The sequence below is a fragment of the Streptomyces malachitofuscus genome (assembly GCF_055571035.1).
This window is the reverse complement of sequence record NZ_JBVIGA010000005.1, coordinates 208,664-226,874: the sequence shown is the minus strand read 5'-3', so window position 1 is coordinate 226,874 and position 18,211 is coordinate 208,664. Positions and strand designations below refer to the sequence as shown.

16 protein-coding genes are annotated in these 18,211 nt (G+C 72.7%); 6 read left to right on the top strand and 10 right to left on the bottom strand.

Annotated elements, in window-relative coordinates; genetic code table 11:
- Window positions 1-68: 68 nt before the first annotated feature.
- Both ACZ44S_RS09410 and ACZ44S_RS09405 read left to right on the top strand, forming a co-directional pair.
- Entirely contained in the window at window positions 69-1,085 is a 1,017-nt protein-coding gene (locus tag ACZ44S_RS09410) for a hypothetical protein (RefSeq protein ID WP_466926338.1), read from the top strand.
- A 108-nt stretch (window positions 1,086-1,193) separates the two neighbouring features.
- Window positions 1,194-1,838 carry an HAD family hydrolase gene (locus tag ACZ44S_RS09405; RefSeq protein WP_466926335.1) on the top strand — a complete coding sequence of 215 codons (645 nt, stop codon included), beginning with the start codon at window positions 1,194-1,196 and terminating at the stop codon, window positions 1,836-1,838.
- Here ACZ44S_RS09405 and ACZ44S_RS09400 read toward each other — a convergent pair.
- Window positions 1,805-2,065 carry a hypothetical protein gene (locus ACZ44S_RS09400; protein WP_190166413.1) on the bottom strand — a complete coding sequence of 87 codons (261 nt, stop codon included), beginning with the start codon at window positions 2,063-2,065 and terminating at the stop codon, window positions 1,805-1,807. The genes ACZ44S_RS09405 and ACZ44S_RS09400 overlap by 34 nt on opposite strands.
- Window positions 2,066-2,230: 165 nt before the next feature.
- Here ACZ44S_RS09400 and ACZ44S_RS09395 point away from each other — a divergent pair, with 165 nt between their 5' ends.
- Window positions 2,231-2,614 (top strand): cold-shock protein, encoded by a 384-nt coding sequence (locus ACZ44S_RS09395; RefSeq protein WP_125505689.1) that lies wholly within the window; start codon window positions 2,231-2,233, stop codon window positions 2,612-2,614.
- A 5-nt stretch (window positions 2,615-2,619) separates the two neighbouring features.
- Here ACZ44S_RS09395 and ACZ44S_RS09390 read toward each other — a convergent pair whose 3' ends face one another.
- The 4 genes from ACZ44S_RS09390 to ACZ44S_RS09375 all read right to left on the bottom strand — a co-directional run bounded on the left by ACZ44S_RS09390 (window position 2,620) and on the right by ACZ44S_RS09375 (window position 6,194).
- Window positions 2,620-3,489, bottom strand: coding sequence for a 1,4-dihydroxy-6-naphthoate synthase (locus ACZ44S_RS09390; RefSeq protein ID WP_466926331.1), 870 nt, complete (start codon window positions 3,487-3,489; stop codon window positions 2,620-2,622).
- A complete protein-coding gene (locus tag ACZ44S_RS09385) occupies window positions 3,476-4,231 on the bottom strand; it encodes a futalosine hydrolase (protein ID WP_466926329.1) in 756 nt (251 codons plus the stop codon). Before ACZ44S_RS09385 ends, ACZ44S_RS09390 begins: the two co-directional genes overlap by 14 nt.
- Window positions 4,198-4,698 (bottom strand): DUF2771 domain-containing protein, encoded by a 501-nt coding sequence (locus tag ACZ44S_RS09380; RefSeq protein ID WP_466926326.1) that lies wholly within the window; start codon window positions 4,696-4,698, stop codon window positions 4,198-4,200. Before ACZ44S_RS09380 ends, ACZ44S_RS09385 begins: the two co-directional genes overlap by 34 nt.
- Window positions 4,699-4,760: 62 nt before the next feature.
- Window positions 4,761-6,194, bottom strand: coding sequence for an MFS transporter (locus ACZ44S_RS09375; protein WP_466926323.1), 1,434 nt, complete (start codon window positions 6,192-6,194; stop codon window positions 4,761-4,763).
- A gap of 376 nt (window positions 6,195-6,570) precedes the next feature.
- Here ACZ44S_RS09375 and ACZ44S_RS09370 point away from each other — a divergent pair, with 376 nt between their 5' ends.
- Window positions 6,571-7,497 (top strand): DUF3027 domain-containing protein, encoded by a 927-nt coding sequence (locus ACZ44S_RS09370; protein WP_466926320.1) that lies wholly within the window; start codon window positions 6,571-6,573, stop codon window positions 7,495-7,497.
- 42 nt (window positions 7,498-7,539) lie between these two features.
- Here ACZ44S_RS09370 and ACZ44S_RS09365 read toward each other — a convergent pair whose 3' ends face one another.
- Window positions 7,540-8,106: a hypothetical protein gene (locus ACZ44S_RS09365; RefSeq protein WP_466926317.1), complete on the bottom strand. Its 567-nt coding sequence runs from the start codon at window positions 8,104-8,106 to the stop codon at window positions 7,540-7,542.
- A 23-nt stretch (window positions 8,107-8,129) separates the two neighbouring features.
- A complete protein-coding gene (locus ACZ44S_RS09360; protein ID WP_466926314.1) occupies window positions 8,130-8,576 on the bottom strand; it encodes a hypothetical protein in 447 nt (148 codons plus the stop codon).
- A gap of 297 nt (window positions 8,577-8,873) precedes the next feature.
- On the opposite strand from ACZ44S_RS09360, the gene ACZ44S_RS09355 reads away from it, so the two are divergent.
- Window positions 8,874-11,024, top strand: a complete 2,151-nt coding sequence (locus tag ACZ44S_RS09355) for an MMPL family transporter (protein WP_466926311.1) — start codon at window positions 8,874-8,876, stop codon at window positions 11,022-11,024.
- 298 nt (window positions 11,025-11,322) lie between these two features.
- Here the strand turns inward: ACZ44S_RS09355 and ACZ44S_RS09350 are convergent, their stop codons facing one another.
- The 3 genes from ACZ44S_RS09350 to ACZ44S_RS09340 all read right to left on the bottom strand — a co-directional run bounded on the left by ACZ44S_RS09350 (window position 11,323) and on the right by ACZ44S_RS09340 (window position 14,281).
- Window positions 11,323-12,762, bottom strand: a complete 1,440-nt coding sequence (locus ACZ44S_RS09350; protein WP_466926308.1) for a HAMP domain-containing sensor histidine kinase — start codon at window positions 12,760-12,762, stop codon at window positions 11,323-11,325.
- The gene (locus ACZ44S_RS09345; protein ID WP_466926305.1) at window positions 12,759-13,451 is read right to left on the bottom strand and encodes a response regulator transcription factor; all 693 of its coding nucleotides are present in this window, start codon (window positions 13,449-13,451) and stop codon (window positions 12,759-12,761) included. The genes ACZ44S_RS09350 and ACZ44S_RS09345 overlap by 4 nt, the downstream gene beginning before the upstream one ends.
- Before the next feature lie 152 nt (window positions 13,452-13,603).
- Entirely contained in the window at window positions 13,604-14,281 is a 678-nt protein-coding gene (locus ACZ44S_RS09340; RefSeq protein ID WP_466926302.1) for a M23 family metallopeptidase, read from the bottom strand.
- Window positions 14,282-14,812: 531 nt separating this feature from the next.
- Here ACZ44S_RS09340 and ACZ44S_RS09335 point away from each other — a divergent pair.
- Window positions 14,813-17,974, top strand: a complete 3,162-nt coding sequence (locus tag ACZ44S_RS09335; protein ID WP_466926299.1) for a sacsin N-terminal ATP-binding-like domain-containing protein — start codon at window positions 14,813-14,815, stop codon at window positions 17,972-17,974.
- Window positions 17,975-18,211: the final 237 nt, after the last annotated feature.

Below are 18,211 nucleotides of genomic sequence, written 5' to 3'. Positions count from 1 at the left end.
TCGGCCGGGCCGCCACGCGGTACCGTCGGGCGACGGTGTCCCAACGCATCCGTCCCGGAGGGGACTTCGTGGGTATCGAGAGTGACCAGGTCGTCTACGAGTATCTGAGCCGCGTCGGCGATGTCGCGCAGCAGCGACAGCTGCCGTCGGCGGCCCGCATGCGGCTGGTCGCCGAACTGCGGGACGAGATCGACCGGCGGCGGGCGAAGGCCGTGGTCGATTCCCCCGCCGCGGTGCGCCGCATCATCTCCCGCATCGGTACGCCGACCGAGGTCGTCTCGGCGGCCGAGGGCACGGCGGCGGGGGGTTCGCCGGGGGAAGGGCCGAAGGGTTCCGCGGCGCCCGCGGCGGTGCCGGTGCAGCGGGAGGGTGAGCAGCGGCCCAAGGGTGTGCTGCGCCGGGTCGTCCCCCGGCCGCGCCCGGCCGAGCCGGCGGGTCCCGCACCGGCCGACGTGCCGTCGCCGCCGCACCGGGCCGGCACCGACGAACTCGGGGACAGTGCCGGGCAGCCCGACTGGTGGCGGGTCGACAACAGTGCCTTCGGCATCGGTGACGACGTGCCGGGCTTCGTGGGGGGTGTGGAGATTCCGGAGCTGCTTCGGGCTCCCGCCCCGGCTGCGGGTCCGGCTGCGGCTCCGGCGACGAAGGAGGAGCCGTCCGAGCCGGACACGTCCGTCGAGGCGGTCGTCGCGGGGGAGGCGGAGGAGGCCGTCGCGCCACGTCGGCGCCTGCTGCGGCTGCCGTCCCGGCGTTGGAGCAATCCTCTGCTGCTGCTGGCCGCCGCGTCGCTGGTCGCGGGGGCCGTGCTCGGCAACTGGTTCGCCCTGATCCTCGGGTGGCTCATCGCGTGGGCCTCGCGTCGGCTGACTCCGGCGGAGTCGAAGTGGGCGGTCGTCGTCATTCCCGGGCTCGCGCTCACGGGTGGGGTGGTCTGGCTGTGGGGAAGGGCGGCGGAGCGGTGGGGTGCGGCGATCGCCGAGGGTGAGATGAACGCGGCGATGGCGGAGACGTGGCCGTGGGTCATTCGGGGGGCGGCGGTTTCGTCCGCGCTGTTTCTTGTGTGGCGGTCCCAGCGGCGGCGCTGACGGGCGTTTGCAGGGGCCCGGTGATGCGGCTTGGACAACTGCGTCGGCGGCTCACGGCGCTGGGGGAGGCACGACTGCCCGCAGCTGCCTGGCTGCACAATGGGGCGCATGGCCTTGATGACCTCGCGCTCGCTCACCGTCGGTTTTGATCTTGACATGACGCTCATCGACTCGCGGCCCGGGATCCGGGACTGCTACCGGGCGCTGGCGGAGCGGACGGGGACGTACATCGACGCCGATCTCGCGGTGAGCCGGCTCGGGCCGCCGCTGGCGGACGAGCTGGCCAACTGGTTCCCGGCCGAGCGGGTCGACGAGGTCGCGGACCTGTACCGGGAGATGTACCCGGAGTACGCCATCACCCCCACGCTCGCCATGCCGGGCGCCCGTGCGGCGATATCGGCCGTCCGGGAAACGGGCGGGCGGGCGATCGTCGTCACGGCGAAGTACGAGCCCAACGCCAAGCTGCACCTGGCCCACCTCGGTATCGAACCGGACGCCGTGATCGGCGGCCTGTGGGCCGAGCAGAAGGCGCTGGCGCTGCGCGAGCACGAGGCCGCCGTCTATGTCGGCGACCACGTGGGCGATGTGCGCGGCGCGCGGGCCGCCGGTGCGCTGTCCGTCGCGGTGGCCGGCGGACCGTGCGACGCGACGGAGCTGCGCGAGGCCGGCGCGGACGTCGTCCTCGCCGATCTGACGGAATTCCCGCGATGGTTTTCGGACTACTGCTCGGACGGCAGCGCGGCGCGCGCCTGACGCCGCCCCGCCGCGGCCGAACGCAGTACCCCCGCGCCGGCCATCAGGAATCCGACGCCCATGAGCATGCTCAATCCGAACATGTACGTCGGAAAGGGCGACGTTCCGAGGAACAGCGGGGCCACAGTGACCAGAGTGGCCACGGCACCGACGAAGAAGACGATGGCACCGGCACGGACCAGACCGTCGCCGGGGGCGGTGGAATTCGCTTGGGTTTTGTCACGCACCGGACCAGGGTAGTTCCCAGCGCGAGAGGAACAACCGGGTGACGTCTTGTCACCGGCCTGAAGACCATTAGCCTTGGTACCGGCGGGTCATCGGGCCCGCCCGAGTGCTATGTAGAGCCGTTTTCAGAAGCAGTTTTCCCGACGAGTACGAGGACGAGGACAGACGTGCCCACCGGCAAGGTCAAGTGGTTCAACAGTGAGAAGGGCTTCGGCTTTCTCTCCCGCGACGACGGCGGCGACGTCTTCGTGCATTCCTCGGTCCTCCCCGCCGGAGTCGAGGCCCTCAAGCCGGGCCAGCGCGTGGAGTTCGGCGTGGTCGCCGGGCAGCGCGGCGACCAGGCCCTGTCCCTGACCATCCTCGACCCGACCCCGTCGGTCGCGGCGGCCCAGCGCAAGAAGCCCGACGAGCTGGCGTCCATCGTCCAGGACCTGACGACCCTTCTGGAGAGCATCACGCCGTCCCTGGAGCGGGGCCGCTACCCCGACCGCGCGGCCGGCAAGAAGATCGCCGGGCTGCTCCGCGCGGTCGCCGACCAGCTGGACGTGTAGGCCTTTCAGGGAAACCGCAGCGCGTCCGGGCCGAGGGGCGGCACCAGTCCCTCGGCCGCCGCGCGCGTGAGCAGCCCCCGTACGGCCGCGTAGCCGTCCTCGCCGAGGCCGGCCGTGAACTCGTTGACGTAGAGCCCGATGTGCTGGTCGGCGACGGCCGGGTCCATCTCCTGCGCGTGCTCCATGACATACGGCCGCGACGCCTCGGGGTCGTCCCACGCCGCCCGTACGGACGTACGAATGGAGTCGGCGAGCCGCGTCAGCGTCTCCTCGCCCAGCGACCGCCTGGCGATGATCGCGCCCAGCGGGATCGGCAGCCCGGTGGTGGCCTCCCAGTGCTCACCCATGTCGGCCAGCTTGTGCAGCCCGTAGCCCTGGTACGTGAAGCGCGCCTCGTGGATCACGAGCCCCGCGTCGACCTTCCCGTCCCGTACGGCGGGCATGATCTCGTGGAACGGCATCACCACGATCTCCCCCACCCCTCCGGGCACCACGTCCGCAGCCCACAGCCGGAACAGCAGATACGCCGTCGACCGCTCGCTGGGCACCGCGACGGTACGGCCGGTCAGGTCCACCCCGGCCTTCCTGGTCAGCACCAGGGGCCCGCAGCCCCGTCCCAGGGCGCCTCCGCAGGGCAGCAGCGCGTACGCGTCGAGCACGTACGGCAGCACCGCGTACGACACCTTCAGCACATCGAGCTCGCCGCGCTCGGCCATGCCGTTGGTGACGTCGATGTCGGCGAAGGTCACGTCGAGGGCGGGCGCGCCGGGGACGCGGCCGTGGGCGAGGGCGTCGAAGACGAAGGTGTCGTTCGGGCAGGGGGAGTAGGCGATCCGCAGCCGCTGCTGCTCGCCGGTGTGCTCACTGGTGGTCATGGTGGATCCAACTCTCCAGGACGGGCGCGAGCTTCCCGAAGCCCTCGGTGAGGGCGCTCAGGGCGTCGCCGATGCGCCAGGCGGCGCGGTCGCGCGGGCCGACGGGGTTCGACACCGCCCGCACCTCCAGCACGGGCCGCCCCTGGGCGACGGCCGCCTCGGCCACGCCGAAGCCCTCCATGCCCTCGGCCAGGGCGCCCGGGTGCCGGGCGCGCAGCGCGGCGGCGCGGTCGGCGGTGCCGGTGACAGTGGAGACGGTGAGGACGGTGCCGGGGCGGGCGCCGGTCACACGGACGGCCTCCCGCACGAGCGACCTCGGGGAGCGATGTGCGACGTGCCCGAAGCCCAGCTCGGTGACGGGGAGGAAGCCGTCCGCCGTCTCGGCGCCGAGATCGGCCACGGCGATCGTGTCGGAGACGACGAGTGAGCCGAGCGGCGCGTCGGGCTGGAACCCGCCGCCGATACCGGCGCACACGACGAGTCCGTAGGGGGTGCCGTCGAGCGCGGCGGCGGTGAGCGCGGTGGCGGTGGAGGCGGCGGCCGCGGCGGGGCCGACACCGGTGGCCAGCAGATCGCACCCGCCGTCCGTGCGGACCAGGCTCACTCCAGGAAGGCGCACCTGCCCGGTGTCCCCGGGGAACGCCTCGGCCACCGCGTCCCGCTCGACGGGGACCGCGGTGGCCACGAGAACGCGTACCGACGACGTGATCAGTCGTCCTGCTTCTTCAGCCGGAACGACCACAGACCCGTGGTCTCGTTCTCGCCCTCCTTGATCGACACCAGGGTCGAGTCGCCCTGGGCGCCGTACTGGGCGTTGAAGAACACGCTGCCCGGGATGGCCTGGTAGGTCTTCTTGCTGGACTCCACCAGCGGCTGACCGTTCATCAGGATGGTCCAGCCCTGGTCGGCGATGTCCGGGTCGACACCGAAGCGCACGGTCTCGGCGGGGTCGACGGTGATCTCGTCGACGCCCTTGTCCTTGAGGCACTTGTTGAGGGCCTCGCTGTTCAGCGCCTCGCCCTCGCCGCCGCAGGTGGCCTCGGAGCTCACCGAGTCACTGCCCACCGTGATGGTGGCCATCGACGTCGGCTTGTCACAGGCGGCCAGGACGAGCAGTCCGGCCGATACGGCGCCGGCGGCGGCGACGGCACGGCGGCGTCGCACAGCGCGGTGTCTCAGAGCGGCTGCGCCGCGGGGCAACGTGGTCATGGCCGAAGGCTATCGGGCAGGTGTGCCACGCTCCCCACGTGGGGTACGGCGTGGCCGGAGCGTTACGCCACTCGCGCCCGCCCTCCGTGCCCCTGCCGGGCCGAGCGGAGCAGCCCGCGCACGGTGGTCAGCCAGCCCGTCGCGACGATCGCCGCGCCCGCGGCCAGCCCCAGGGGCCCGATCAGGGGCATCGCGATGCCGATGGCGCCGCCCAGCACCCACGACATCTGCAGCAGCGTCTCCGACCGGGCGAACGCCGAGGTCCGCACCAGTTCGGGTACGTCCCGCTGGATCAGCGCGTCCAGCGACAGTTTGGCCAGCGCCTGCGCGAACCCGGCGATGGCGGCGAGACACGCCACCACCACCGCGCCGAAGAACGCCGCGGCCACGATCGCCGCGCTCAGCACACAGGCCACCACCGTCACGATGATGATCTCCGGGGCGCGGGACCGCAGCCCCGCCCCCACCGCCGTACCGAGCGCGTTGCCCGTGCCGGCCGCCACACCCACGATGCCGAGCGACACCGCGGCGCTCTGACCGGACATCGGGTGCTCGCGCAGCAGGAACGCCAGGAAGAAGATCAGGAAGCCGGTGAGGCAGCGGATGGAGGCGTTGGCGGCCAGCGCGTGGGTGACGGCCGGGCCGACCGTGCGCAGCCCGGGACGCTTCTCCGTCTTGCGGTGCGGGCCGTGCAGGTGCTGCTCGTCGGCGGCGAGCAGCGCCACGGCCTCCCCCTTGGCGGAGTCGACCTTCGGCGGCAGCCGGAAGGACAGCAGCATCCCCGTCACGAACAGCGCGAACGCCCCGTACAGCGGCCAGCGCGGCCCGATCTGGTGCAGGCCCGCCCCGATGGGCGCGGCGATCCCGGTCGCGAGGAGGCCGCCGAGGGTGACCCGCGAGTTCGCCTTCACCAGGGAGAAGGCGGGCGGCAGCAGCCGTGGCACGACCGCGCTTCTGACCACCCCGTACGCCTTCGAGGCGACCAGGACGCCCAGCGCGGCCGGGTACAGCTCGAGTCCGCCGGTGACGACCGCGCCGGACAGGACGAGCGCGAGCAGCGCCCGGGCGAGCATCGCGCCGGCCATGGCGGCACGGCGGCCGTGCGGCAGCCGGTCCAGGAGGGGGCCGACCACCGGTGCGAGGAGGGTGAACGGTGCCATGGTGATGGCGAGGTACAGGGCGACACGCCCGCGCGCCTCGTCCGTCGGCACGGAGAAGAAGACGGTGGACGCCAGCGCGACGGTGATCATGACGTCGCCGGCACCGTTCACGCCGTGCAGCTCGATCAGCTTGCCGAGCCCGGACTCCCCGGCGCCGTGCGCATGGGTCGCCCGGCGGATTCCGCGGGCGGTCTTCGTCACCGGGAAGCGCAGGGCGCGTCCGCACGCGCGAAGGCGGCCGCCCGCCCGGCCCGTGCCGGGGCGTCGGCCGCTCCCCTTGACCCCTTCCGCCCCACCGGCCCCGGTGGCGCCGTGGGGTGTCCTCGCGGTTGCCACGACGTCATAGTGCCCCGAGAAGGCGGTGCATAGTGCCGTATCCGCCAGGGAGGGCACCCGGGGTGCGGCTGTACGGCGCAACCCCGGGCCGGCCGGCCCGGCCCGGCGGGGGCCGTCGCGGGGCCGTCGGAACACGCCGCGGAAGTGGAGTGCCGTCTCCCGGAAACCGGCGCGCGGAACCCGGGAACCACCGTCGGTGTAGGCCCAGGGCACGCGAGCAGGTAGCGTGCGTATCTCAGCCATCCCGCAGAATGGATGGAGGCGCGCCCGAGCACGTTGTGGCGCGGACGTCGACGCGGTCCCGCTGTCCGCTCCGTCCGCCCCCCGCGCTGGGAGTGGCGCACTCGTGAGACGGCGTAGGAGAGAAGCGATACCTGTGAGCGCAGCGACAACGCGAAGCCGCACCCCCGACCGTCTGTGCGCCGAGGCCGTCGACCTCGCCCGCGCCGCAGCCGAGGAGGCCGCCGCACCCGGGGTCGTGGGGGAGCACGAGGGGCTGCTCTCCGAGGGCGACCGCGTCGTCACGCACTTCTTCGGGTGCCGGGAGCCCGGCTACCGCGGCTGGCGCTGGGCCGTCACCGTCGCCCGCGCCTCCCGCGCCAAGATCGTCACGGTCGACGAGACGGTGCTGCTGCCCGGCCCCGACGCGGTCCTCGCACCGGAGTGGGTGCCGTGGAGCGAGCGGCTGCGCCCAGGCGACATGGGCCCCGGCGACCTCCTCCCCACCGACGCCGAGGACCTCCGGCTGGAACCGGGCTTCTCCGGCGAGGAGGAGCCGCCGCCGAACTCCGCGGTCTCCGAGGAGCTGGCCGACCTGGTGGAGGCGGAGGACGCCGAGGTCACCGCGGGCCCCCCGGCCCACCTCGCGGAGGCCCCGTCCCGCGGCTCGATCGCGGCGGTCGCCGAGGAACTCGGCATGCGCCGCGCCCGGGTGCTGTCGCGCTACGGCCTGCACGCCGCCGCCGACCGCTGGGAGGAGTCGTACGGCGCGAAGACCCCCATGGCGCAGGCGGCCCCGGCCTCCTGCATGTCGTGCGGCTTCCTCGCTCCGATCGGCGGCTCCCTGGGGCAGGCCTTCGGCGTGTGCGCCAACGAGTTCTCCCCGGCCGACGGCCGGGTGGTCTCCCTCGGCTACGGCTGCGGCGGCCACTCCGAGGCCGCGGTCATGCCGAAGCCCCCGCAGCCGGCTCCGCCGGTCGTCGACGAGACCCGGGTCGACCCCTTCCCGCTCCGCCCGTCCGCCGACTCGGGCTCGGTCCCGGCGACGGAGGACGCGTCGTCGGCGGAGCTGGGGCACTCGTAGCGGGCGGCAGGCCGGCCTTTCGGGGCTGCCCTCTCGGGGCTCTCAGGGCTGCTTCTCGATGTCCTTCATCGAGGTCGGGCCCATCTGCCGGGCGCTGGCGTACTCGGGCATCGTCATGGGCTTGTCGAAGAGGAAGAACGACTGGTTCGTCCCCACGGTGAACTCCATGTACGCGCCGGTCGTGGCATCGAAACCGTAGTAGGCGTGGCACATCGAGCCCGCCGAGTACGTGCCGTCCATGCCGGGCTGCGGCAGGACCGCCACGCCGTGGGACGAGGTCTCCATCCGCTCGGTCGGGGTGAGCATCTTGCAGCGGGGGACCGGCAGGCCCTTCATGATGAAGTACCCGTACTCGCCCCTGGCGTTCTGGATGTAGACGTACGAGAGCTTGCCCCGCTTGCCCCAGGTCTCGACCCACTGGTTGATCGCCTCACGGGTCGGCGAGTACTCCATGCGGCCCGCGGGCTGCCGCGCCACGAGTTGGTCGTAGCCGTCCTGCTTGGCCTTGTTCTCCTTGTCCTGACTGGAGTCGTCGGTGCAGGAGGCCAGCCCCAGGCCCAGGGCGAGCACCGAGACGGCTGTCAGGACGACGCGTGGAATCCTGCGCATGATCGGTTGTCCCCTTCCCGGGATCAGTCGGTGCAGGTCGTGCTCTCGGCGGCGGTGTCGAGCCGGTAGGGCAGGCCCTTGTCCCGGAAGGGCGCGCGGTGCTCCTGCGCGGCCTTGGTGTTGTAGTCGTTCACGGACTCGATCCGGGTGGCCCTCAGCGCGGTGATCGACTGGTCGATCTGGTTCCTGCGCGCGTCCGCCGCCGTCCCGCGCTCCTGCTGGAGCACCCGGATCGTCCCTTCGGCGTTCTGCACGGCCTCGCACAGGTCGAAGAACTCCTCGTAGGTGGTGAGGCGGAACGCGCCGGACCCGACGGTCCTCTCCCGCTCCTCGACCTCGCCGCGGAACGGCGCGGTGATCCACCCGGCGCCTCCGAAGACGAACACCCCGGCCACGTAGACGGCCGCCAGACCGACGACCCCGCCGACGGCCCATGCGCCGGTTCGTGCTCCCTGTCGCAGCTGCCCCATGACTTCCCCTTTCTCCGGCGGCCCGCCGGAGACGTGGAACCCTCACTCGGTCATGTGCTTTGTGGAGAATCGTTGAACGATACTCCTGGAGAACAACCCGTCACACCCTCTGTTTTTCGCCAACTTCGCGTCTGCCGCTGCGAGATGTGAGTCGGGGGTCGTGTCGGCGCGGGCGCGTGCGCGGGGCACATGGGTCGGCCGACCGGCCTGAGCAGGGCTTTAACAGTCGCCTCAGGTTCGCTCACTAGGAAGTCGGCATCCAGATAAGCGATGCAACCCCTATGCAGGAGGTCAGTGATGGCAGCTCACACAGCGCCGCCCGGGAGAGCGCCGGCCGGCCGGTTGGCAGGCCGGTGGGTGCCATGGTTGGTGATCGGCCTGTGGCTGGTGCTGGCGGCCGGCATGGTGCCGCTGAGCGGAAAGCTGAGCTCGGTCACCACCGACAGCGCCGTGGACACCCTGCCGGCCGGTGCCGAGTCCACCAAGGTGGCGGCGCTGGACGACCGTCTCCCCGGCGGTGAGGACAGCACGTTCGTCTTCGTGTACCACCGGGCCGACGGCATGACCGACGCCGACCGCGCGACGGTCGAGCGCCACTACGACATGCTGGCCAAGCAGTACCCGCCGAAGGAGAAGGAGGCGGCCGACGAGGACGACGAGGGCTCACCGACGAGCCTCTCCACCGACCGCAAGGCGATGACGTTCACCCTCGACGTGAGCACGGCCTACGGCCCACCGGAGGAGATCGTCGGCCCGTTGCGTGACGCCGCGAAGGACCGCCCCTCCGGCCTGGAACTCGACGTGACCGGCCCGGGCGCGATCGACGGCGACATGGACGCCGTCTTCGACGGCATCGACACACAGGTCCTTCTCACCACCATCGCCGTCGTCACGCTCCTGCTCATCCTCACCTACCGCAGCCCGGTGTTGTGGATCATCCCGCTGGTGACCGTCGGCGCGGCCGCACTGACCTCGATGGGGACCGTCTACCTGCTCGTCAAGGGCTTCGGCATCGTGGTCAACGACCAGAACTCGGCGCTGCTGACGATCCTGGTGTTCGGCGTCGGCACGGACTACGCGCTGTTGCTCATCGCCCGTTATCGGGAGGCACTGCACCACCATGAGAACGTCCGGGTCGCGATGCTCCACGCGCTGCGCAGCGCGGCGCCGGCCATCGTCGCGTCCGCGGCCACCGTCGTCGCCGGCCTGCTCTGCCTGCTCGTCGCGGACCTGAACAGCACCAGCGGCTTGGGCCCGATCGGTGCGGCCGGCGTCCTGTGCGCGCTGGTGGCCATGCTGACGCTGTTCCCGGCGGTGCTCGTGGTGCTCGGCAGGCGGATCTTCTGGCCGGCCATCCCGCGGTTCAGCACGGCCGTGGAGGAGAAGCCGGGGATGTGGGGACGGCTCGGCACCGCCATCAACCGCCGCCGGTGGGCGGCGATGCTCGGCTCGCTCGGAGTCCTCGGCGTGCTCGCCCTCGGGCTGGCGGGCAACAGCGGCGCCCTGCGGGAGCAGGACCAGTTCCTGTCAACACCGGAGTCGGTCACCGGCTTCACCCTTCTCCGCGAACACTTCCCGGAGCTCGGCGGTCAGCCGATGACGGTCTTCACGCGGCCGGCGCACCAGGAGAAGGTGCTCGACGTCGTCAAGGACACCCCAGGCGTGGCCATGGCCGTCCCGGAGGAGACCGTCGGTGGCTGGGCCAACATCTCCGTGTTCCCGAAGGACGCGCCGGACACCGCCGCGGAGTACGACACGATCAAGCGGGTGCGTACCGCCGTGCACACGGTGAACGGGGCGGAGGCGATCGTCGGCGGGCCGAGCGCGGAGAACCTCGACACCGAGGTGACCACCCGGCGTGACGAGAAGCTGGTGATCCCGCTGGTGCTCGTCGTCGTCCTGATCATTCTCGGGCTGCTGCTGCGCGCGATCCTGGCCCCGCTGGTCCTGATGGCCACCGTGATCGTCTCCTTCGCCGCGGCCTTCGGCGGCAGCGTGTTCGTCTTCGACACGATCCTCGGGTTCAAGGGCATCGACTATTCGGTGCCGCTGCTGGCATTCCTGTTCCTGGTGGCGATCGGCGTCGACTACAACATCTTCCTGACCAGCCGGGCCCGGGAGGAGACCATGCGCCTCGGCACCAGAGAAGGCATGCTCAAAGCCCTCTCGGCCACCGGTGGCGTCATCACCTCGGCAGGCGTGGTCCTGGCGGCCACGTTCGGGGTCCTCGTCACACTTCCGCTGGTGATGCTGGTCGAGGTCGGGTTCCTGGTGGCCTTCGGCGTGCTGCTCGACGCCCTGCTGGTGCGGTCGGTCCTGGTACCCGCCCTCACCTTGCTGATCGGACGGCGGATGTGGTGGCCGAGCCGGCTGGCCCGGCCGACGGCGGAGCTGCCGGACGGTCAACAGCCGCTCGTCGACAAGGAGATGTCCACGCTGCAACGGTGAGCGCGGCGGCACGGACGAGATCCGGGACGGGCCCCAGGCCCGTCCCGGATCTTTCTCGTGGGCCCGACGGTCACCGCCCTCTGGTCCGGCGCCACGCGCCGGGGTCGGGACCGGCGCGTCGCGGTGTCCTGCTCCGGTGGTGGGCCGCGCGGGGCCTACCCAGGCCCGCCGTCCTGAGGCCTGCGCGGCACCACCGCCGCTGAGCCCGACGCGTCGCGATGCCCTGCCCCGGCGGTGGGCCGCGCGGGGCCGTCTCCAGGCCCGCCGCCCCACGTCCGGCGCCGTACCGCCGGGGCGGTCAGTGCAGCCCGGCGTCCTCCCCGGCGGTGGGCCGCGCGGGCGGGGCCGCGGCCGGAAGGTCGAGCCGAAGCAGCGCGCCACCGCGTGCGGAGCGGGCGACGGTGGCCCGGCCGCCGTGGGCGTCGACGACCCGCTGCACGATCGACAGTCCCAGACCGGATCCCGGCAACGCCCGGGCGCTGTCGGCACGGTAGAACCGGTCGAACACCCGCGGTACGTCGGCGGCGTCGATGCCCGGCCCGGCGTCGTCGACCTCGAGCACCGCCGAGGCGCCCTCGGCACGCAGCCGGACCTGGACCGGCTGGTCCGCGGGGGACCACTTGCCGGCGTTGTCGATGAGGTTGAGCACCGCTCGCTCGAGCGCAGCGGGACGCCCGCTCACCCACACGGAGTTCACGTCGAGCGCGATCTCGATGTCGGGCACGCGGGAACGCGCCCGGGTCGCGGCGGCCACCACCACGTCGGCGAGGTCGAGCACCTCGGTGCTCTCGTCGCTGACGTCACCGCGCGCCAGGTCGGTCAGCTCGGCGACGAGGGTGCCCAACTCGGCCACCTGGGCGCCGAGATCGTTGAGCAGCCGGGTCCGGCTCTCCGCCGGCAGTGCGCTGTCCAGAGTGCCGCGCCGATCGAGCCGGATCAGCAGCTCGACGTTGAGGCGCAGGCTGGTGAGCGGGGTCTTGAGCTCGTGGGCGGCGTCCTCGGCGAGCAGCCGCTGAGCCTGCCGGGAGTCCCGGAGCGCGGCGAGCATGTCGTTGATCGACTGGATCAGCCGCCGGATCTCCCCACCGCCCTCATTCGGGATGTCGGCGTCGAGATCCCGGGTGTGCGCGACACGTACCGCGGCGGCGGTCAGCCGGTCGATCGGTGTCAGCCCGGTCCGCGCCACGGTCCGCCCGACAAGGGCACCGCCGGCCACGCAGAACAGTCCGATCAGCAACATGCCGAACCCGAGCTCGTTGATCGGGCCGTCGTCGGCGGCGCGGGCCACCTGAACCGCGCCGTCGCCCGCCCGCAGCGTGTAGATGAGGTAGCCCTCTTCGCTGTCGTTCGACTCCATCAGGTCGGCCGACGCGCCCTGCGCGACCCGCCCGGCCTGCTCGCTGACCGGGGGCAGCGAGGGCTGATCGGCCGGTGTCCGGATCGAGCCGTCGGACAGGATGACCCGCACCAGCCGACCGGATCCGGGATACGGCGGTAGCTGGACCTGCGCCGGACCGGCGCGCTCCGCGCTCGCCGCCAGGACGCGGGAGTCTGCGCGCAGCTGATCCTCGACGGTGTCCCGCAGCTCCCAGGCCAGTAGCTCGGTGGCCACCTGGAAGGCCACGAACACGCTGACCGCGATGGCCGTCGCCGCGATCACCGTCAGCCTGGTCCGCAGGGACCGCCGGCGCCACCATCGGGTCAGCCGGCGCGGTTTCCGGCCGGTGTGCCTGCTCACGGAGGAGTCTCCCGCAACGTGTATCCCAGGCCGCGCAGCGTGTAGATCAATCGCGGCTCACCCTCGGCCTCCATCTTGCGGCGCAGGTAGCTCACGTACACCTGGAGGTTGTTGGCGGTGGCGCTCATGTCGAAGCCCCAGACCGCCTCGAACAGCGCGTCGCGGGTCAGGACCCGGGTCGCGTTGCGCATGAGGACCTGCAGGAGGGAGAACTCCGTCCGGGTCAGGCGCAGCGGCCGCCCGCCCCGCCACGCCTCGAACCTGTCGGGATCAAGACGGACGTCGGCGAACGACAGGATCTGCGACTCCTCGTCGGTCGGCGTGCGCCGACGCAGCAGGGCCCGCACCCGGGCCAGCAACTCCTCGGTGGCGAACGGCTTGGGCAGGTAGTCGTCGGCGCCCGCGTCCAGCCCTGTGACCCGGTCGGAGACCTGATCACGGGCGGTCAGCATCAGCACCGGCAGATCCCGGCCCGCGGCCCGCAACCGCCGGCAGGTCTCCAGCCCGCCGAGGCGGGGCATCATCACGTCGAGGATCAGCAGATCCAGCGTGTCACCGTCGGCCCCACCAACCTCGTCGAGCACGGCGAGACCGTTGGCGACGGTGCTGGTGTCGTACCCCTCGACCTGGAGCACCCGCTCCAGCGACTCACGGATGGCCGCTTCATCATCCGCGATCATGATCCGCACGCCGGCCCGCCCCCTTCCAGTGGATGTTTTTGCCGCTCATTGTCCTTGGACAACCTGAGGCCTGCATTAGAGCGTGCCTCCGCTGCACGACGACTCGACCCCGAGCCGGCGCGGGGCCGTCCTCGGGGTCGGGGTGCGTCTGCGGGCGTGCGTCAGAGGTTGACGCCGTTGGCGCGCAGGAACTTCGCCGGGTCCACGGCGGTGCCGTAGTTCGGGGTGGTGCGGATCTCGAAGTGCAGGTGGGGACCGCTGGAGTTGCCGGTGTTGCCGGACAGGGCGATCTTCTGGCCGGTCTTGACGACCTGGCCGACCTTCACGTTGACCGAGGACAGGTGGGCGTACTGGGAGTACGTCTTGTTGCCGTGCTTGATGACGACGGCGTTGCCGTAGGCGGGGCCGTCTCCGGCGCCGTTGCCGCCGGCCTTGACGACGGTGCCGCCGTGGGTGGCGACGACCGGGGTGCCGGTCGGGACGGCGTAGTCCTGGCCGGAGTGCTTGGAGGCCCACATGCCGCCGTTCTGGGCGAAGCTCGCGGACAGCTTGTAGCTCTTCACCGGGGAGACCCAGGACGCCTGCTTCTTCGCGGCGGCGGCCTTGGCGGTCTTCGCGGCCTTCTGGGCCTTGACGGCCTGCGTCTTCGCGGCCTCGGCCTGGGCGGCGGCCTGCGCCTGGACGGCGGTGGCGGTACCGGACACGGCCGTGCTCTCGGCGGCGGCGACCGCGACCCCGGCTCCCAGGACGACCGTGGTGCCCAGTCCGGCGGCCAGGACGGCCGCACGGGTGCGGGTGGCGGACGTACGGGGGAAACGGGACGTGACGCGCTCGAACATCGAAACCTCATGGGGGAGGGGACGGGGGATGCCATCCGGCGGAGCGGGTCCGTGCCGCGATGGCTGTTCCTTGGTAGCCCGCCCCTCCCAAAAGCCGCAAAGGTGTGACCTACGACGAAAGGCCGTAGGTCAGGCATGAGATGCACATCTCTTGACGGAGGGGTCTCTACGGGGTGAAACCCCCCATTTCAAGCTGATCGATCAGAACTATGCGCTAAATGTCCGTTTTGGTGGAGGGTGCTTCACGACTATTCCGGGTAGTACCGGATGTTCCGCCTGTGGAGCATGTCACCGGGAGGCCGGCCCGAATGTGGCCTGCGTCTCCGGAACCCTCGCGCTTTCCCCCTCAGGTCAGGCGAGGAAGTCCACCAGCAGACGGTTCGGCTCGGCCGGCCGCTCCGTGGGGATCGAGTGCTGGGCCCTCCCGCGGGTGCGGTGAGTACGCGGGCCGCCGTCCGGGCGTGCGCGCCCCCTCGTGGCGGAGCGGTACCTTCGACCTCACGCCGATCAGGGCCGATGAGGAGAGTCAACGTGAGCAAGTTCGTGCGGCCCGCCGCCGAGGGTGCCGATCCGTTCGGTACGGCGCGTCTGCGGCGCGGGGTCCTGGACGCCTGGGCCACCAGCCCCGCCCGCTTCCGTGAGGACGCCAACGCCGAGGAGGACCTCGTCCTCGGCGGGTACCGGGACCGTCTCGTCGTCGAGCTCGCGCAGAACGCCGCCGACGCCGCCGCCCGGGCCGGCGTGCCGGGACGGCTCCGGCTCACCCTGCGCGACGGCGTCCTCGTCGCCGCCAACACCGGCGCCCCGCTGGACACGGCCGGCGTCGAGTCGCTGTCCACGCTGCGCGCCTCCGCCAAGCGGGACGAGTCCGAGCGGGCGGTGGGACGGTTCGGGGTCGGGTTCGCCGCCGTCCTCGCCGTCACCGACGAGCCCGCCGTCGTCGGGCGGCACGGCGGGGTGCGGTGGTCGCTGGCCGAGGCCCGGGAGCTCGCCGGGGACACCGCGCGGCACAGTCCCGGCCTGGGGGACGAGATCCGCCGCCGGGACGGACACGTACCGCTGCTCCGGCTGCCCTTCGCCGCCGAGGGCACCGCGCCCGCCCCGTACGACACGGCCGTCATCCTGCCGCTGCGCGACACGGCCGCCGCCGACCTCGCCGAGCGGCTGCTCGAAGCCGTCGACGACGCCCTGCTGCTCGCCCTGCCGGGCCTCCAGGACGTCGTCGTCGAGATCGGCGACGCGGCACCCCGCACCCTGACCCGGCGCGGAGAGGACGGGCTCACCGTCGTCGAGGACTCCCGGGCCGGCGTCACCCGGTGGCGCACCGCCGCCGCGCACGGGCCGCTCACCCCCGACCTGCTCGCCGACCGGCCGGTCGAGGAGCGGCTGCGGCCGCACTGGTCGGTCACCTGGGCCGTGCCCGTGGACGCCGACGGCGCTCCCGCGCGGCCCCGCACCGCCGCCGTCGTGCACGCGCCGACCCCGAGCGACGAGCCCCTCGGCGTGCCCGCCCTGCTCATCGCCTCCCTCCCGCTGGACTCCACCCGCCGGCACGCCGCGCCCGGCCCGCTCACCGACTTCCTCGTGCAGCGCGCCGCCGACGCCTACGCCGGGCTGCTCGCCGACTGGCGTCCGGTGACCGCCGGGATCATCGACCTCGTGCCCGGCCCGCTCGGCAAGGGCGAACTGGACGGGGCCCTGCGCCGGGCCATCCTCGAACGGCTGCCGCGCACCTCGTTCCTGCCGCCGGCGGTACCGCCGCCCGAGCAGGACACCGACTCCGGGCTGCCCGAGTCGCTGCGGCCCCGGGACGCGGAGGTCGCGGAGGGCGCGGGGGCCGACACCGTACGCGTGCTGGCCGAGGTCCTCCCCACGCTGCTGCCCGCCGGCCTGGAACGCCGGGCCGAGCTGCGCACGCTCGGTGTCGCCCGGGTGCCGCTCACCGAGGCGATCGACCGGCTGGCCGGTCTGGAGAAGTCCCCCGACTGGTGGCGGCGGCTGTACGACACCCTCGCCGGAGTCGACCCGGACCGGCTGTCCGGGCTGCCGGTGCCGCTGGCCGGGGAGTCCGCCGAGGGCTTCGGCTCCGGAGCGGCGCGCACCACCATCGGCCCGCGCCAGGTGCTGCTGCCCGGAGCGGAGGCCACCCGGATCGACCCCGAGGTGCTGGCCCGGCTCGGCCTCAAGGTCGCCCACCCGGACGCCGCGCACCCCCTGCTGGAAAAGCTCGGCGCCCTCCCCGCCACCCCGCGCGCGGTCCTCACCACCCCGCAGGTACGGGCCGCCGTCGCCGCCTCCCTGGACGACGAGGGCGGCGTGAACTGGGAGGAGGACGCCCTCGACGCCGAGGAACTCGCCGACACCGTGCTCGGGCTGGTGCGCGACGCCGGACTCGAACCCGGTGACGAGCCGTGGCTCGGCGCCCTCGCCCTCCCCGACGAGGACGGCGAGCTGTCCCCGGCCTGTGAACTCGTCTTCCCCGGCGGCCCCTTCGCGCAGGTCATGCGGGAGGACGAGCTGGCATCCGTGGACGTCGAACTGGCCGGGAAGTGGGGCGAACAGCCGCTCGCCGCGTGCGGGGTGCTGGTGGACTTCGCGCTGATCCGCGCCACGGACGTGGTGCTCGACCCGGACGAACTCGAGCCCCGCGAGGGCGACTTCGCCGAGCCCGACGACCCGGGCCTGCTGGACGCCGTGGACGTGTGGAGCGAGGACGTCCTCGACCGCTTCCCGGACAGTCCCGTCCCGCCGGTCGCCACCGAGATCGTCGCCGTGCGCGACCTCGACCTCGTGGACGACGACCGGTGGCCGCAGGCCCTCGCCCTGCTGTCCCAGCCCCCGCTGCGCGACGCGCTCGTCCAGCCCGTACGGATCCTGCTGCACGACGGCACCCACGAGGTCGTACGGCCGTACACCGCGTGGTGGCTGCGCGGGCACCCGGTGATCGGCGGGCGCCGCCCCGCCGGACTGCGGGCGGCCGGCAGCGACCCGCTGCTGCGGGGCCTGTACGAGGAGGCCGACGCGACCGGGTTCGAGGACGAGCAGGTGCTGCGGGCACTGGGCGTACGCACCTCCGTGGCCGCGCTCCTCGACGAGCCCGGCGGTGCGGCGGAACTGCTCGACCGCCTCGCGGATCCCGACCGCCCGGTCACGGCCGCCCAGTTGCACGGCCTGTACGGGGCGCTGGCGGAGCTGGACCCCGAGCAGGTGACCCTGCCGGACGATCTGCGAGCGGTGGTCGACGGGCGGGTCGAGGTCGTGGACGCGGCGGACGCGGTGGTCGTCGACTCGCCCGATCTGCTGCCGTTCACCTCGGGCGTGCCGCTGCTGCCGGTCCGGCCGGCGCGGGCCGCCGAGCTGGCGGAGCTGTTCCAGGTGCGGCGGCTGAGCGAGTCCGTCACCGGGGAGGTGCACTCCGAGGGCACCGAGCACGACGTGCCGGATGCGGTGCGGGTGCTGCTGGGGGCGGGGACGCCGGCGTCGTACGTGGAGCACGAGGAGCTCGTCGTCGACGGGGTGGAGATCGACTGGCGGCTGACGGACGACGGTGTGCTGCACGCGGCGACGCTGGAGGGGGTGGCGGCGGGGCTGGCGTGGGCGGCGGGGCAGTGGCCGCGGCGCTTCGAGGTGGCGGCGCTGCTGGAGGATCCGTCCCGGACGGAGGAACTGGCCCGCGACCGCTGGTTCGACTGACCCCTCACACCCCGGCCGCGGATGGGTTGTGGCTGGTCGCGCAGTTCCCCGCGCCCCTGGGGCGGGCCTCTTGTGTGTCGGCCGCGGGCCCGTCGTGGCTTGTCGCGCAGTTCCCCGCGCCCCTAGGGGGTTTCGGTGGGCGATGCCTGCAGCACCCGCGTCCCCCTGGGGGCAGGGGCTTGGGTGGGCGGCACCTGCAACTTCCCAGGGGCGCGGGGCCTGTGCGATCAGCCCCAC